Raw genomic sequence first — 15,456 nt, 5'->3', positions numbered from 1 at the left:
TGAATGGATAAAAATGCCCCACCTTTATTAACCTTTCATTATCAAGGCATCAATAAAGCTGGTCAAAAAATGGAAGGTGATATTCAAGCCAGAAGCTTGGCAATAGCTAAAGCTGATTTGCGTAAACAAGGAATAGTCACTAATAAAGTAGTTAAAAAAAGAAAACCCTTGTTGGATAGAAAAAATAAAAAAATCACGCAAGCGGATATTACAGTGTTTAGCCGCCAATTAGCTACGATGATAGAGTCAGGGATACCATTAGTACAAGCGTTTGATATTGTTGCCAAAGGACAAAGTAATAAAAGGCTTAAAGACTTGATAGAAACAATTAAGCACGATATTGAAACGGGGCTAACGCTAGCAGAATCGTTAATTAAACATCCACTCTATTTTAATGAATTATTCTGTAATCTTGTCGATGCAGGTGAAAAATCAGGTTCATTAGATATTATGCTTGACAAGGTTGCAACGTATAAAGAAAAAATTGAAATCATAAAAAAGAAAATAAAGAAAGCTTTAACTTACCCAATTGCAGTTATGGTTGTCGCGCTTTTGGTTACTGCAGGATTGTTAATCTACGTGGTTCCTCAATTTGAATCGCTGTTCAAAGGATTTGGCGCTGATTTGCCAGCGATGACCAGAGCTGTAATTACTATGTCTGAATTTATGCAGGCCTATTGGTATATTATTTTTGGTGCTTTGGGTGGAGTTGTCTATAGCTTTTTTTATGCCAAAAATCATTCTTTAGATTTCGCGCAAACCATTGACCGAGTAATGCTAAAGTTTCCTGTGATAGGACCTATTTTAGAGAAAGCTGCTATTGCTCGATTTGCGAGGACACTATCTATTACTTTTGCTGCTGGATTACCTTTAGTTGAAGCTTTGAAATCTGTAGCTGGAGCGACTGGAAATATTATTTATGCCAAGGCAACTGATAAAATAAGAGAGGAAGTTGCCACAGGGCAGCAAATGTTTATTGCTATGGAAAATACCCATTTATTCCCAAATATGGTAATTCAAATGGTAGCAATTGGTGAGGAATCAGGTGCCCTTGAGAAAATGTTAAGCAAGGTTGCTGATTTTTATGAGGAAGAAGTAAATAATGCTGTAGATGCTCTGAGTAGTTTATTGGAGCCTATAATTATGTCAATATTAGGCATCCTTGTTGGGGGATTGGTCGTGGCTATGTATTTGCCTATCTTCAAACTGGGCTCTGCTGTTTAAACAAATCCTGTTTAATTTAACGATACTATATAGGCAAATGAGTCAATGATAAATACGCTAATAATCAATTATACCTGGTTTATGTATTTAGTCATCGGACTCTTTTCTTTGGCCGTTGGAAGTTTACTTAATGTTATCATCTATCGCTTACCAATTATTTTGCAGGAAGAATGGCGAGAACAATGCTGTGAGTTACTTAATCTTGAACAGCGAAAAGAAAAAATAAAACTTAATCTATTTTTACCACGTTCATTTTGCCCTCATTGTAAAGCGATGGTTAAAGCGTGGCAGAATATTCCCCTATTAAGCTATATCTTGTTAAGAGGTCGCTGTTACCAATGCAAAAGTCCCATTTCAATTCGCTATCCCCTTATTGAGTTATTGACCACAGTGTTATCATTATACGCCAGTTGGCACTTTGGATTTACAGTACAATTATTATTTGTTTTATTAGCCATCTGGATATTGATACCTCTTACTTTTATTGATCTTGATCATCAATTACTCCCTGATAGTCTCACTTTAGGACTATTATGGCTTGGTCTTATTGCAAATACATGGAGTATATTTGTTAGTCTTGATATTGCTGTGTTAAGTTGTGCCGGTGCCTACTTAGCCTTATGGTTATTCATTAATCTATTTTATCTGATTACAGGTAAGGTAGGCATGGGGCATGGTGATTTCAAATTATTTGCAGCATTTGGCGCATGGTTTGGCTGGATGTATTTACCATTAATTCTTCTGATGTCTTCAATAACCGGAGCTATCATTGGTTTGATTTATTTAAGGATAAATGGTAAATCAAGAGATACTGCAATACCATTTGGTCCTTTTCTTTGCATTTCCGGGTTAATAGCTATGTTTTTGGGGGACTCCATTATCAATTGGTATATAGGTTATTGGATGTAAAATATTGACTCGTTTAACGCAAACCAACAATAAATAGAGACCACACACCTAAAATAACATGTGAAGCAGATACACCAAAAAGAGATTTCTGCCTATGAAATAACCATCCCCAAAAAAGTCCGGCTATAAAAGTTAATGAAGTAAAGGTTAATCCTAAGTGAGTATGCATAGTTGCAAAAAATAAATTGGATAGAAAAATTGCATTCCATTTGCGAAATAATTTTTCTCCAGGTAAAAAGTGGAAAAAAGTTGATTGCAGCGCACTTCTTGCAATTAGCTCTTGGATAGGTGCAAAAAGGCCATACAAAAACATTGTAGTAAAGTAATATCTCCAGTCCATTTCATGATTTACAAAGAAAATCTTTGTTCCTGAAAATATAGGAGTTTTATCCAGATTATTGATGCCTATTATGAAAAAAACCTTGATTATTAATACGAAAAGCATAACAGGAATTGTAAAGGCGAAAGCTTCCAGAATGGTTTTTCGCCAATCTTTGGAGGTAATACCAAATCGGGAATATGGTAGTCCAGTAAAGTGCATGGCAACGAGAGTCGCCACAGCAAAGATTGATATTAGGCAAACTGACAGTATCGTAGTGATAGCTACTTTATGTATTAACACGACCAGGAAGTGTAAGGATAAAGTATAAAGACAAATAATCCAAAGCAGAGCGATAATAAATACACCGAGAGTGTTACGTCCAGAGGACTCTTTAAGTGCTTGTTGCATATTTTTAACAGTTACTTCATTGGTAAAACGAAGTCTTCTGGAAAGTATCTGAGCCATATTTTTAGTTAATATCAAATTTATCTTTGGTTTAGCTTTTACCATTTCTAGCTGGTATTCTATAACAGTAAGGTCAGTTTTAGCCCTAACCGACGCCGAACGCTGATTATTTTCTATGAGAGCCATTTCTCCTACAACATCATCTTTTGATAAGGTGGCAATAATATGGATACTATGCTCATCAAACTCATTGATAGTTTTTTTAAATATTTCTGCAACACCATCGATTATAATAAAGAATGAGTCAGCGAGATCCCCTTCATTATAAACAATGCTTCCAGCAGTATAGCGCTTATGCTTACCAATTTTCGAAAAACTGGCAAGTTCATCTTTTGAGAAACCGATCTTTATCGATTGGTAACTTCCTATTAATTCGGTATCCAATTGATTACAGTTTTCATTATCTTTTTTAGAAACATCACTTTGGTTCATTGTCATTCCAATCCTAAATAAGGAAGTTTGGATTTACTATCAATACAACGACAATATATACCTCATAAAGAATTTTTGATTTGATCGGTAATCTAATAATGAACTGAATTTAAGATGCACCTTTTCTTCTTTGCATAATAGCAGAGAAAAACTCGGGTTTATTTAATCCCATTGATGCGAATATTTGAGGTATTTTATCCCAACTTCCCTCTTGTTCAATGCTGTCTACAACCAGCTCAAATCCAGTATTTTTATCGCTTTCAACCCCCCAGCCATTGATAATACATAAACCTCTTAATCTCTTGGCTCCTACATGTCCCAATTTTTCAGCTGCAAGTAAATGCGCATGGGCCTCATCAAAAAGCTGCTGCGCTCTTTTTAAGTTGGCTTGACTATTGAATATACCCTCATCGTCCAGTTTTTGCCTGTATTTTGCTTCGTCCAGAAAAATTTGACCTAGTTGAAAATTAGCTGCTGAGTCGTCGAGATTAGCCGCTGCTCTATAGCACTCAATCATCATGATTTCTGCGTAGGGGAATTTTTTATGGTTCTTCAATTTTTTAAAAATTGTAGCCAATTCAAAATAATAGAGTATTTCCTTCTTCAGTATTTCATCCCCTGGCTGGTTACTTACTCTATTGGCTTGCATTGCCTTTATTTTTTTTGTAATTCTTCTTATTTTCCATCGTTTAAAGGTAAACATGCCTTACTCCCTTACCTAAGCTGTTAGGTCAAATAATATTTGTAGTAAAAAAATTATCGCAATAATTAAAACCATCAAGAGAACGATTTTGAATCCTAATATAGCGGAATCTTTTCCAAGACCAGCAGGTTTGGAAGGCGATTTTTCTTGCATGCTTTTTAAAGACTCGTCTTGAAGTTTTAACTGATTTTTATCAATATAGTTGGAGATATAATAAGAAAGATAGCCCATAATCAAGCTTGGTGTAAAAAAAATAAGCCAAACCAGCGTTTTGCTAGTAGCAGGGCTGTAATAGTATTCATCCTCTCCATAAGCTATCATGTCACTAACAAAATCAGGAATATCATAATCCAATTGCCAAATTAAGAAAGGTACAATATAAAGGCTAAAGAAGAATAGACCTAAGGAAATTACCAGGCAAATAATTCCTAGAATATGTAGTTTACTATTCTCGTATATATTATGTTGCATAGTATTCCCATGATTCGATTTGTTTAAAATAGTATAATATTATTATTTTTAAGATAGCAGATGGCTATTAATAAGTACAATCGCTATTTCCATTTATAATTTAAATATTATTTGTTTATTAATCAATGCATTAAAAGAAGGCCACTTATGAAACGTTATGTTTTTATGCTGTCCGATGGTACAGGAATTACGGCTGAGACATTAGGTAATAGTCTGATTACTCAATTTGAGAATATACAATTTGAAAAAATAACAATACCTTACATAGATTCAACAGACAGAGCAGAGAGTGTTGTACTGCGAATTAATCAATGTTTTTCAGAACAAGGAACCAAACCTTTAGTATTTATGACTTTAGTTGATCCTGAAATTAGGCAGGCTATTAAAAAAGCGCATGCCTGTGTTTTTGATTTGTTTAGTATTTTTATTGGTCCATTGGAAAATGAGCTTGAAGAGAAATCATCTTATACAGTAGGTAGAACTCATGGGGTTGCGAACGTGAAGTCCTATTCCCATCGTATCGAAGCAATTGATTTTGCTCTTTCACATGACGATGGAATAAAAACACGAGGTTATGATAAAGCGGATATTATTCTTATAGGGGTTTCTCGTTGTGGTAAAACTCCCAGTTGTTTATATATGGCACTGCAATATGGCATTTTAGCTGCCAATTATCCTTTTACAGAAGAGGATTTGGTGGGTTTTCGCTTACCAGAAGTATTAAGACCTTATAAACAAAAATTATTTGGATTAACAATTGACGCACATCGTTTGCAACAAATCCGCTCTGAACGTAGGCCAAATAGTAAATATGCCTCCGTAGAGCAGTGCAGATTAGAAGTAACAGAAGTGGAAGCCATGTACCAGAGAGAAAATATTCCTTATATCAATTCAACAAAATATTCCATAGAAGAAATATCAACAAAGGTTCTTGCTATTGCTGGTTTACAAAGGAAAATATAAAGCTATTTTTTAATGCCACAACTCAGTATAGGAGGGCTGGTTTTGCTATTCGCTTAAGCCCCTCCCCGTCTATCGTAGAAGTTAGTCTTTATTTGCTATCCACATAGCCATAAAATCACTTACTTTCATAGATGATAATGTGTTGGTGTCGCTCATGGTATGAATAATTCTTTCAACCATTTCAGTAGAGAACCTTGTACTCAGATTACGCTTGAATTTAGACATTAAAACAGGAATCCCCTCCTCTCGTCGACGTTTATGACCAATCGGGTATTCTATAGTTATTAGTTCACTTTCTGAGCCATCTTTAAAGATAATTCTCATGCTATTGGCTATAGAACGCTTTTCAGGATCATGATAATCGCGTGAAAACTGCTCATTCTCTGTTACATGCATTTTAGCTCGTAATGCATCAATTCTTGGATCTGCGGCAACATCGTCTTCATAATGTTCAGCTTTTAAATCACCAAAGAGAAGTCCTACTGCAACCATATATTGCAAACAGTGATCTCTGTCAGCAGGATTATATAAAGCGCCTTGTTTACTTATTATTCTTATTGCCGACTCGTGAGTAATTAATTCAATTCGAGAGATATCTTCTAATCTGTTTTTTACTATAGGATGTAATTTTACTGCACATTCGACAGCGGTTTGTGCATGAAATTCAGCAGGATAAGATAGCTTGAATAATACATTTTCCATCACATAGCTGCCATAGGGGCGTTGAAACTTGAAATGCTTTTTCCCAAATAACACGTCATAAAATCCCCATGTTTGTGCGGTCAAGGCACTTGGATATCCCATTTCTCCCGCTTTGGCAATTAAAGCCAAACGAACCGCTCGGGAAGTAGCATCTCCTGCTGCCCATGATTTCCTTGAACCTGCATTGGGAGCATGTCGATAAGTTCTCAAGCTTTGCCCATCCACAAAAACCTGTGAGAGAGTTCTTAGCATCATATCACGATCTGCTCCAAACAAATGAGCAGCAACCGCAGCGCTCGCTACTTTAACTAATATGACGTGATCAAGACCGACGCGATTGAAACTGTTTTCCAGTGCCAGGCAGCCTTGGATTTCATGCGCTTTAATCATTGCTGTAAGTACATCATGCATTAAAACAGGAGCACGTCCATGCTTACAATTTTCTCGGCACAAATAATCAGCGACAGCCAAAATAGCGCCCAAATTATCGGAGGGGTGCCCCCATTCCGCAGCAAGCCATGTATCATTAAAGTCTAGCCAACGTATCATCGTACCGATGTTAAAGGCAGCTTGGACAGGATCCAGTTCGTAATTAGTGCCAGGTACTCTTGCGCCTCCAGGAAGCATTGCCCCCGGTACTATAGGTCCCATTAATTTGGTGCATTCCTGAAAGTTAAGAGCCAATATGCCACATCCGAGTGTATCCATTAAGCATAATCGTGCAGTCTCGTAGGCCTGGGCACTATCAATTTCTTTATTTAATACATAATCTGCTATGTCTGTTATAACTTGATCATAGTCTGGCTTGACATTATCCTCTACGTAATTGTGCATATTAACCTCGTGTTTCAATAGCGGGAAATGGCCTGGAATCTGGACCTATATATTCGGAAGTAGGTCTTATTAGTTTATTATTTGCTCTTTGCTCAAATACATGCGCAGACCACCCTGTGATGCGTGACATCACAAAAATTGGGGTAAATAAGTGTGTTGGTATATCGCAGTAATGATAGGCTGATGCACTATAAAAATCCAGATTGGGGAATAATTTTTTCTCTTGCCACATGATTTGTTCAATACGTTCTGAAATGTGGTATAAAAGGAGGTTTCCTTTTTCTTCACCTAATCTAAACGACCACTTCTTAATAATATCTGAACGAGGGTCACAAGTGGTATATACCCTATGTCCAAATCCCATGATTAAATCTTTGTTGGCAAGCATTCGCTTTATGCCTATTGCTGCTTCGTCAGGGGTTTTAAAACGCTCGATTAATTCCATAGCTGCTTCGTTAGCACCACCATGCAGAGGACCCCGCAATGTTCCTATAGCACTCGTGATCGCCGAATAAAAATCTGCCAGTGTTGCAGCTGTCACTCTTGCAGCAAAGGTAGAAGCATTAAATTCGTGCTCAGCATACAAGATCAATGAGGCGTTCATCATATCGGTTTCAATTTTACTGGGCTTGCGTTCATGTAATAAAGCGAGAAAGTGTCCGCCTGTTGTATTTTCTTCACTTAAGCCAGTGATTTCTTTATTTTTGAAATGATAAGCATACCAATAACACATTATTCCTGGGAAAAGAGCTAACAAACGATCAGCTATTTCATATTGCTGTTTGAAGTTTTCTTCAGGTTCGATAGTACCCAAAAAAGAACATGCGGTTCTCAGTACATCCATTGGATGAGTACTTTTAGGTATAAGTTTCAAAACTGTTTTAAGCACATCAGGTATATGTCTTAGATTTACCAATTTTTTTATGTATTCATCAAGTTTTTTTTGGGTGGGGAGTTCACCATAATGAAGCAGATAAGCAACTTCCTCAAAACTTGCATACTCAGCCAGATCATTTATTGAATAGCCTCTGTAATTTAATCCCTTGCCTGCCAGTCCAACTGTGGCAATTGCTGATTGACCAGCAACTACACCGGCTAAACCTCCACTTTTGCTACTCATTTTCTTCCTCCATCAGTTGGTCTAGTTTTTATTTCTAGTACAGTCGAAATTACTGCAAATGTTTTTATTATCAAAAACTCTGAAGCGGTTGATTCTTTCACCTTATTCTTTTAGAGGAATAGGTATTGTTATCATGCTCCATTGGCGCCCAAACGGGTTTATATTATGCTTCAATGATGGATGTATCTCAATTGATTTTATTAAATTACCAAATGCCCACGTAGATACCATCGACAATGGCCAGAAATTAATACCCTATTCCGCTGAAGCTCACAGTATAACTCTCCTTTTCTATGTAATCCCTGGATAGCATATAAAGTCGCTTTTTTGAGTTTTTCCGCCCAGAAAGGAGCTAATATGCAGTGTGCCGAACCGGTAACAGGATCTTCTGCAATGCTGTGTTTAGGATAAAAGCAACGAGAATAGAAATCGGCTTCTGGTGTTGTGGAGGTTACAATGATTCCTCTTTTGGGGAGTTTAGCTAAAGAAAACAAGTCAATTTGCAAATTTCGAATTTGTGATTCGTTTTCAAGTAAAACGAGATAATCAAGATCTGTCTCAAATACTTCTATAGCTGGTTGATCCAATAGTGATAGAATTGGCTCTGGCGAAAGAGATTTTTTATAAGCTATTGTTGGAAAGTTCAGAATAAATTTCTCTTTTCTTTTTTCTACTGAAATCTGTCCACTGGAGTGATGAAAAATAATAGAATCACCCCGTCCTTTATTTGACTCAAGTAAAGCAAATCCTGCTGCTAAAGTTGCATGTCCTGATAGACTAATTTCTCCATTTGGAGTAAACCACCGAATATGAAAATCTTGGTCATCTTTTATAATAAAAGCAGTTTCTGCCAAAGTATTTTGCGCAGCAATGGCCTTTAATAGCTCATCATTTAACCAATCATCGAGAATACAAACCGCAGCCGGATTACCATGGAATACTTTATCCGTAAAAGCATCTATTTGATAAAACTCAATATTATGCACAATCAACTCACATAAAAATTAAGATTATAACTGATAACGAAAGTCTAAGTTAAGTTGAATTAGCAACATATCTTATTGTCCCTGTATAATTTTTTTTCTTAAAAATCGAGCGGGTGATATAGCTTGTATCAGTTTTCTGGGTAGTATTGAAATTTCCTTATTAATTAAACCAGATAACCATTCAGCTGCGAGAGGTATTGTTGTCAATCCCCTTGACCCGAAAGCTGCGCATACATACAGATTTGGATAACAGGGGGCTGCTTCGGCTATCCATCGTTTGGAGTTGGATTGTAATTCCGAATAAATTTTTTTAAATTCAAATGCATTGGGGAGAGGCCCTACTATAGGTAAGTAATCTGGTGATGCGGCACGTATACCTGCCCAGTGATCTAATACATTCTCGGACCACATTACTTCAGGTGCTATCCGTTTCAATCGGTCAAGGTTTAACTGATCGTCTGAAGCATTAAGTTCAGGTTCAAATGTGCCAATATCATAAGTTGCCCCAACTCTATGATTATTATTTAATGCCGGTAAAACATGCCCTTCAGCACATAAAGGAATCTTCAATCTGGAACTGTCTTGCGTTGATTTAATCGTAGTCATTTGTCCTCTAATTGCTTTTACAGGCAAATGATTGGCTTCGTGAAAATAATTTACTTGCTGTCCATTTGCCAAAATTAACACAGGAGCTTCAATGTTATTAACCACCCAGTTTTTTTGATTATAATCAATAGATTGAACTCTATTGCCAGTGATTAGAGAAATCCTCTTATTGTCAATTAGTATGTTGCATAGTTCAGGGGAGTTAATCCATCCAGAAGATGGAATAAATAATCCACCACATTGCAAGGGTAGTCCTGATAGTTCAGTAGATTGTTTTTCATCCACTAATTGCCCCAATTCAGGGTATCTTTCTAACCAATTAACCAGACTTTGCTGGTTTGCTTTTTCTTTATCATTATGTGCTAACAATAAAGAGCCCTTTAACTCACCAATATTATAGTTTTGCAAAAGTTCCTTATAGACGAAATTAGCATAAAGAAACGAATAAAGCATAAATTGAGTAAATGGTGATTTATAGCTGGATAATTTAGGGAATAATACAGCCTGTTGATTTGCTGATCCGCCGCAGCCAACACTCTCTTTTTCTTCTAATAAGGTTACTTCCCATCCACGTTTAGCGAGACTATTTGCAATAAAGCAACCTGCAAGGCCTCCTCCAACAATTAGCGCTGATTGTTCATCCTTTGTAACAGGATAGCTTATGTGCCAAGGGGTATGACGATTCTTTTTTAAATTTGAATGAGCTTTTCCATAATATGCGCATATCATGTGTCGTTTGGGTCCAAAACCTTTCTTCTTTTCAACAACAAATCCCGCATTAGTTAAAGCAGTTTTGACAACACCGGAAGCGGAATAGGTAGCTAATGTAGAGCCTTCCCTAGACAACATGGCAATGACAGTAAATAAATCGTCAGACCACATGGATTGGTTTTTTGATGGTGAAAAGCCATCAAGGTACCAAGCATTAACATAGGATTCTCTCAATCGTTGTTCAAGATTTATGTCCCCACAGATTAGTAATTGCTCATAGCATTCCAGGACATCTCCCAGCATTAATGTTAAAGTAATCTGATTGTTATTAAATGTTAGATGATGATAACCAGGCGTTAAAACAGGATAGTGTTCTATTAGTTTTTCAGCTTGCACACTCAGTTCTGGCCATTTTTGTAGACATTTGATTAAGTCATTTTTTTTTAATGGATGTTTGTCACAGGAAACATAATGTAAGCGAGCGTTTGGGGGGGCAAATTTTTCCCATAGTTTCCAGGTTAATAAGAAGTTCATACCAGTACCAAAACCAGTTTCTGCGATTGTAAAGACGTTTGAGCTATCAGTTGGTAATTGTTGCCAACGATTAATCAAATTATTACCCTCGACAAAAACATACAGGCTTTGCTTAATACCACTTTCGGCAGAATAATAAATATCATCAAATTGTATGGAATACGGCAGATCATCATGCCAATCAATATCTGCCGTTATAATTGGGACAAAGGGACTACTCACATAAAACTACTCTTTCAGTTACCTCTATGCCAGACTCTTTAAAGTTATTCAAATTTTTTTCTTTGATTAATTTTCTTAGTTTGGGCACTAAAATGAAAAGTATAACGGATGATCCTATTGCAAACAAACCAAGCATCAAAAAGACATGACTGTAACCCTCGTTGGTTAATAAAGGAGAGGTACTTTCCTGACCAATAATCATTAAATTTGAGCTATAACTTGATAGGGTAGCGCCTACCCCAGTATTTAGCATCCACATTCCCATCATGACCCCTTGGAGAGACGTTGGGGCCAGAGCTCCTATCATGGCATAACCAATTGGTGATATTAGAAGCTCGCCAATACTCTGTAATATAAAGCTTGTTACAACCCAACCAGGATTAACCATACCATGGTGATTAGCATAAGTAATACCTATTGGCAAGATAGCAAAAGCAATCCCTATAAAAAATAATGCGAAAGCGAATTGAGTAGGAATATTTACCTGAGATCCATTTTGACGCATTCTATTTAACATGAGTCCTAATAGTGGTCCTCCGAATACTATGACTACGGTATTAATATTTTGAAACCACTGTGGTGGAATAATCCAATTGCCATATTGTCGTTGCACATTGTGATCAATAAATACTGTTAATCCCATTGGACCAATTTGGTATAACATCCAAAATACAGTACCAACCAACATTAATACTGCAAACCCATAAATCTTGTCTCTTGCTTCTTTTGTGGATTGTTGTTGAGCTAATACCAAGATTAATATGAGCATAACAATCCCAGTGACAATGACCAGTTTATTGGCCCAATCAGCATATTGGAGTAATTGTCTTAAAATAAAAGGAAGTACAAAAATTAACCCGATTCCTAGTGTTGTTGCTTTTCTTTGCGCTGGTTTGTCTTTTCTTGAGTATGCAGTGTTTTTATCATTTAATTGTTGCCAGAAATAGAGGCATATGAGCAAAGCAACAAGATTACCTAAACTGCTTAAAAGAAAAAGCCGTTGATAGTTTTGAGAAATCTGGAAAGCTCCACTGAGGCTAAATCCAATAAAAAAACCAATATTCATTCCTGCATAATTCCACAGAAATGCAGTTTCTCTTCTAGAGTCTTCAGGTGCAAATTGCTGAGTCAACATACAATTTACACAGGTCACATTTAACCCTGAGCCTGTTAAGAACGCAGCTAATCCATAATATAAGAAAGTCGTATTTCCTATAGAGAGCAAAATACATCCAACAATTTGTGCGATCATCCCAATACAAAACAAGGAACGATTAGAGAGCAGTCTGCCACCCCAAAACCCACCTAATAGATGCAGAGCAAAATTGTAGGCTATAAATACCCCCATGATGCTGTTTGCTGTGGCTATTGGTAAACCAAGTTTACCTTTCATGTACAAAACAAGAGTTGAATAAAGAACACTAAAACTTAAAGTAGAAACTACTTGTATAAAAAATAATGCAAATGTACCTTGGGGCATGGAACTCCATAGTCCTCTTTTTCTACTCAAAATCGACATTTATGCTTTCCCTTGCTAGTTAAGATCTTCTTGAATATTAACACTAACCCTTGTGAATAAATCAGAGAAAAATCATATTGAGCCAGTTTAGTGAAAAAAGTATCTAAAAAAGAGTTAAATGTATTTTTAATAATTAAACTGCAGTTGTCTTATTTTAAGCTCAATTAGAAACTTTTTACTTGTTCTGTACAAATCTGATTTTTCACCAAGATTCCATACTTGCGACCTAGAGACAGGAATATGACATAGGGAAAAACTGCTGTCTAGTATTTTGTTAATTATTTAAAATTGCAGTTAAACAGTCTAAAAAGCTGTTCTAAAATCTCATCTATAGGCTTTAATTTAACACCATGACCCAAGCTCTGGTTTCAATAATTGTATTTACAGTAACTCAAGGCAATGGTGTACAATTTTTCTATTATGTATATTTTAATTGATTAAGTACTAATTCAGCAGTATCGTATGTTTTTTCTATTTCTAAATCACCATGCGCGCTGGAGACAAATCCAGCTTCATACATAGATGGTGCAAAATATACCCCTCGAGTAAGCATGGCATGAAAAAATTTCTTAAATAAAACTTCATCCGAAGAAGCAACATCCAAATAATTTTCAACATTATTCTTATCTGTAAAACAAAATCCAAACATTCCGCCCAATGATGCAGTAAAAAATGGAATGTTTGCATTTTCAGCAGCTGCTGCTAATGCCTTAGTTAATTTATTAGTTGTATTGCTTAAATTTTCAAAAAAGTTAACTTTTTCAATCTCATTTAAAGTAGCCAAACCAGCAGCCATGGCCAATGGATTTCCTGAAAGAGTACCAGCCTGATACACAGGGCCTTCTGGTGCCAGAAAGGACATGATTTCACGTTTACCACCTAATGCACCTACAGGCATGCCTCCACCTATAATTTTTCCAAGCGTTGTGATATCAGGTTTAATCCCAAATAAGCCTTGTGCTCCATGCAAACCAACTCTAAATCCAGTCATTACTTCATCAAAAATTAACAAAGCATTATATTGATCACAAAGCTCGCGTAATCCTTTTAAAAACTCTATTTTAGGTAAAATAAATCCCATATTACCGGGAACAGGCTCTAGAATTACAGTGGCGATGTCCTTTGGATATTTTTCAAAGAGCTGCGCAACTTGCTCAAGATTATTAAAATCTGCAGTTAAAGTATGTTCGGTAATGCTTTGCGGGATGCCTGGGGTTGAAGGAATTCCAAGAGTAAGTAAACCAGATCCGGCTTTAACTAACAAGCTATCGCTATGTCCATGATAACAACCATTAAATTTAATAAATTTATTTTTATTGGTGAATCCTCGAGCCAGGCGAATTGCTGTCATAGTTGCCTCAGTTCCTGAATTCACCATGCGAATTTTTTCTATTGAAGGCATGAGAGAAGCAATTTTTTCAGCCAATTGGATTTCCAGTTCTGTTGGAGCACCAAAACTCATGCCGCTATGTAATACATTATCTACAGCTGCTATCACATTGGGATGGCAATGCCCGAGGATCAACGGCCCCCATGATCCAACATAATCAATGTATTGTTTATCATCTACATCCACCAGGTAGGCACCTTTACCCGATTTGAAAAAAATAGGTTCACCTCCAACACTTTTGAAAGCTCGAACCGGTGAGTTAACGCCTCCGGGAATGATTGTTTGTGCTTTATGAAATAAATCTGAAGAACGGCTCATAGAAAATCCTAAAAATGATAAACTTTAGACAAGCATCAGTTATTATTTCTAATATTCAAGATGTTTCAGAAAGTTACCTATACAAAAAGTGTTGAAATATTTTCCTGCTGTACACTCTTCCTGATTGACGAAATAATAATAGTGTCACTAAAAACTATATAATAAAATTAAACTGATAGCCCCGAGGCAAGGAAATATTACAATCATTTCTTGAATATTGCAAAAATAATGACAGTACACGTGGTGAAAACAGTTTCAGATTGATTGGACTTAATGTTTAATTTTAGCAAATCCATGTCAATTCTTGATGAGGTTATAACGTTCATTATATGGTTTAATTTAAAATTTGTTGTGATATTAAATAAGGTTTAACTTTACATAATCATCAACAGTAGATAAATTAACACTTTTTTATTGAGTTTAGACTATGCAAGAGTACAAAAGATACATTTGTGTTATTTGTGGTTTTATTTATGATGAGGCTGAGGGTTGGCCAGAAGATGGTATTGAACCAGGTACACGATGGGAAGATGTTCCTGAAAACTGGTTTTGTCCTGATTGTGGCGCTGGAAAAGAAGATTTCGAAATGGTTGAAATGGATTAAAACGGTTTTACAACCACCAACAAAACAATGCCTACCAGCAGCAATGTAGGCATTTCATTAAAAAATCGATAAAAACGAGAGCTTTTTGTATTATTTCCAAGGGCAAAAGCTTTAAGGTAGTGACCGCAAGTTAAGTGATATATCCATAAGAGCAAAATCAGTGCAAGCTTCATATGCATCCACCCTGCTTTAAGATAATAAGATAAATTGTAAGTTAATAGCCACAACCCAAGAAGTGAGGTTGCAATGGCTGCAGGCCATGTAATCCCGTAATATAATCTTCTTTCCATTATTTTAAACCGATCCACACTAATTCTATCTTGTGATTCAGCGTGATATACATAGAGCCGTGGTAAATAAAACAACCCTGCGAACCAGGCTACCATGGTGATAATATGAAAGGCTTTAATAAATAACATAC

Annotated in this window: 14 protein-coding genes; 4 read left to right on the top strand and 10 right to left on the bottom strand. The window is 36.2% G+C overall.

The window, feature by feature from the left end; translation table 11 throughout:
* The first annotated feature begins 3 nt into the window (after positions 1 to 3).
* Together CC34_RS0101010 and CC34_RS0101005 are read left to right on the top strand one after the other, a co-directional pair.
* Positions 4 to 1,224: a type II secretion system F family protein gene (locus CC34_RS0101010; protein WP_027221710.1), complete on the top strand. Its 1,221-nt coding sequence runs from the start codon at positions 4 to 6 to the stop codon at positions 1,222 to 1,224.
* 45 nt (positions 1,225 to 1,269) lie between these two features.
* The gene (locus CC34_RS0101005; protein WP_027227023.1) at positions 1,270 to 2,133 is read left to right on the top strand and encodes a prepilin peptidase; all 864 of its coding nucleotides are present in this window, start codon (positions 1,270 to 1,272) and stop codon (positions 2,131 to 2,133) included.
* A 13-nt stretch (positions 2,134 to 2,146) separates the two neighbouring features.
* On the opposite strand, the gene CC34_RS0101000 is transcribed toward CC34_RS0101005, so the two are convergent.
* The 3 genes from CC34_RS0101000 to CC34_RS0100990 all read right to left on the bottom strand — a co-directional run bounded on the left by CC34_RS0101000 (position 2,147) and on the right by CC34_RS0100990 (position 4,526).
* The gene (locus CC34_RS0101000) at positions 2,147 to 3,352 is read right to left on the bottom strand and encodes a cyclic nucleotide-binding domain-containing protein (protein ID WP_028379061.1); all 1,206 of its coding nucleotides are present in this window, start codon (positions 3,350 to 3,352) and stop codon (positions 2,147 to 2,149) included.
* A gap of 109 nt (positions 3,353 to 3,461) precedes the next feature.
* Positions 3,462 to 4,055 carry an SEL1-like repeat protein gene (locus CC34_RS0100995; protein ID WP_027227025.1) on the bottom strand — a complete coding sequence of 198 codons (594 nt, stop codon included), beginning with the start codon at positions 4,053 to 4,055 and terminating at the stop codon, positions 3,462 to 3,464.
* 15 nt (positions 4,056 to 4,070) lie between these two features.
* Positions 4,071 to 4,526, bottom strand: coding sequence for a hypothetical protein (locus CC34_RS0100990; protein WP_027227026.1), 456 nt, complete (start codon positions 4,524 to 4,526; stop codon positions 4,071 to 4,073).
* A 147-nt stretch (positions 4,527 to 4,673) separates the two neighbouring features.
* Between CC34_RS0100990 and ppsR the strand changes: the two genes are divergently transcribed.
* Complete coding sequence (gene ppsR / locus CC34_RS0100985; RefSeq protein ID WP_028378911.1) at positions 4,674 to 5,489, top strand: posphoenolpyruvate synthetase regulatory kinase/phosphorylase PpsR; 816 nt, start codon at positions 4,674 to 4,676, stop codon at positions 5,487 to 5,489.
* 81 nt (positions 5,490 to 5,570) lie between these two features.
* On the opposite strand, the gene CC34_RS0100980 is transcribed toward ppsR, so the two are convergent.
* From CC34_RS0100980 to hemL, 6 genes are all read right to left on the bottom strand, one after another.
* On the bottom strand, positions 5,571 to 7,025 hold the full coding sequence (locus CC34_RS0100980) for a bifunctional 2-methylcitrate dehydratase/aconitate hydratase (protein ID WP_028379060.1): 1,455 nt from the start codon (positions 7,023 to 7,025) through the stop codon (positions 5,571 to 5,573).
* Position 7,026: 1 nt separating this feature from the next.
* Positions 7,027 to 8,145, bottom strand: coding sequence for a bifunctional 2-methylcitrate synthase/citrate synthase (prpC, locus tag CC34_RS0100975; protein ID WP_027227029.1), 1,119 nt, complete (start codon positions 8,143 to 8,145; stop codon positions 7,027 to 7,029).
* A 200-nt stretch (positions 8,146 to 8,345) separates the two neighbouring features.
* Positions 8,346 to 9,131 (bottom strand): PhzF family phenazine biosynthesis protein, encoded by a 786-nt coding sequence (locus CC34_RS0100970; RefSeq protein ID WP_027227030.1) that lies wholly within the window; start codon positions 9,129 to 9,131, stop codon positions 8,346 to 8,348.
* Positions 9,132 to 9,203: 72 nt separating this feature from the next.
* Positions 9,204 to 11,204: a bifunctional tRNA (5-methylaminomethyl-2-thiouridine)(34)-methyltransferase MnmC2/FAD-dependent 5-carboxymethylaminomethyl-2-thiouridine(34) oxidoreductase MnmC1 gene (mnmC, locus tag CC34_RS0100965; protein ID WP_027227031.1), complete on the bottom strand. Its 2,001-nt coding sequence runs from the start codon at positions 11,202 to 11,204 to the stop codon at positions 9,204 to 9,206.
* Entirely contained in the window at positions 11,197 to 12,723 is a 1,527-nt protein-coding gene (locus tag CC34_RS0100960) for a peptide MFS transporter (protein WP_027227032.1), read from the bottom strand. Before CC34_RS0100960 ends, mnmC begins: the two co-directional genes overlap by 8 nt.
* Positions 12,724 to 13,141: 418 nt before the next feature.
* Positions 13,142 to 14,431: a glutamate-1-semialdehyde 2,1-aminomutase gene (gene hemL, locus CC34_RS0100955; protein ID WP_028379059.1), complete on the bottom strand. Its 1,290-nt coding sequence runs from the start codon at positions 14,429 to 14,431 to the stop codon at positions 13,142 to 13,144.
* 427 nt (positions 14,432 to 14,858) lie between these two features.
* Between hemL and CC34_RS0100950 the strand changes: the two genes are divergently transcribed.
* A complete protein-coding gene (locus tag CC34_RS0100950) occupies positions 14,859 to 15,035 on the top strand; it encodes a rubredoxin (RefSeq protein ID WP_010947264.1) in 177 nt (58 codons plus the stop codon).
* On the opposite strand, the gene hemJ is transcribed toward CC34_RS0100950, so the two are convergent.
* Positions 15,032 to 15,454, bottom strand: coding sequence for a protoporphyrinogen oxidase HemJ (gene hemJ, locus CC34_RS0100945; protein ID WP_027227034.1), 423 nt, complete (start codon positions 15,452 to 15,454; stop codon positions 15,032 to 15,034). The two genes, CC34_RS0100950 and hemJ, sit on opposite strands and share 4 nt — an antisense overlap.
* Positions 15,455 to 15,456: the final 2 nt, after the last annotated feature.

Origin of the sequence: Legionella pneumophila subsp. fraseri (assembly GCF_000586315.1) — a bacterium.
GTDB lineage: Bacteria > Pseudomonadota > Gammaproteobacteria > Legionellales > Legionellaceae > Legionella > Legionella pneumophila_B.
Note: the sequence above shows the minus strand (reverse complement) of the source record. Positions and strands in the feature narration are given on the sequence as shown.

Excerpts from the sequence above, each read along its gene's own strand:
- hemJ (WP_027227034.1), bottom strand. The coding sequence starts at position 15,454 with ATGTTATTTATTAAAGCCTTTCATATTATCACCATGGTAGCCTGGTTC.
- CC34_RS0101000 (WP_028379061.1), bottom strand. The coding sequence starts at position 3,352 with ATGAACCAAAGTGATGTTTCTAAAAAAGATAATGAAAACTGTAATCAA.
- CC34_RS0101010 (WP_027221710.1), top strand. The coding sequence starts at position 4 with ATGGATAAAAATGCCCCACCTTTATTAACCTTTCATTATCAAGGCATC.
- hemL (WP_028379059.1), bottom strand. The coding sequence starts at position 14,431 with ATGAGCCGTTCTTCAGATTTATTTCATAAAGCACAAACAATCATTCCC.
- CC34_RS0101005 (WP_027227023.1), top strand. The coding sequence starts at position 1,270 with ATGATAAATACGCTAATAATCAATTATACCTGGTTTATGTATTTAGTC.
- ppsR (WP_028378911.1), top strand. The coding sequence starts at position 4,674 with ATGAAACGTTATGTTTTTATGCTGTCCGATGGTACAGGAATTACGGCT.
- CC34_RS0100980 (WP_028379060.1), bottom strand. The coding sequence starts at position 7,025 with ATGCACAATTACGTAGAGGATAATGTCAAGCCAGACTATGATCAAGTT.
- CC34_RS0100960 (WP_027227032.1), bottom strand. The coding sequence starts at position 12,723 with ATGTCGATTTTGAGTAGAAAAAGAGGACTATGGAGTTCCATGCCCCAA.
- CC34_RS0100990 (WP_027227026.1), bottom strand. The coding sequence starts at position 4,526 with ATGCAACATAATATATACGAGAATAGTAAACTACATATTCTAGGAATT.
- CC34_RS0100950 (WP_010947264.1), top strand. The coding sequence starts at position 14,859 with ATGCAAGAGTACAAAAGATACATTTGTGTTATTTGTGGTTTTATTTAT.
- prpC (WP_027227029.1), bottom strand. The coding sequence starts at position 8,145 with ATGAGTAGCAAAAGTGGAGGTTTAGCCGGTGTAGTTGCTGGTCAATCA.
- CC34_RS0100995 (WP_027227025.1), bottom strand. The coding sequence starts at position 4,055 with ATGTTTACCTTTAAACGATGGAAAATAAGAAGAATTACAAAAAAAATA.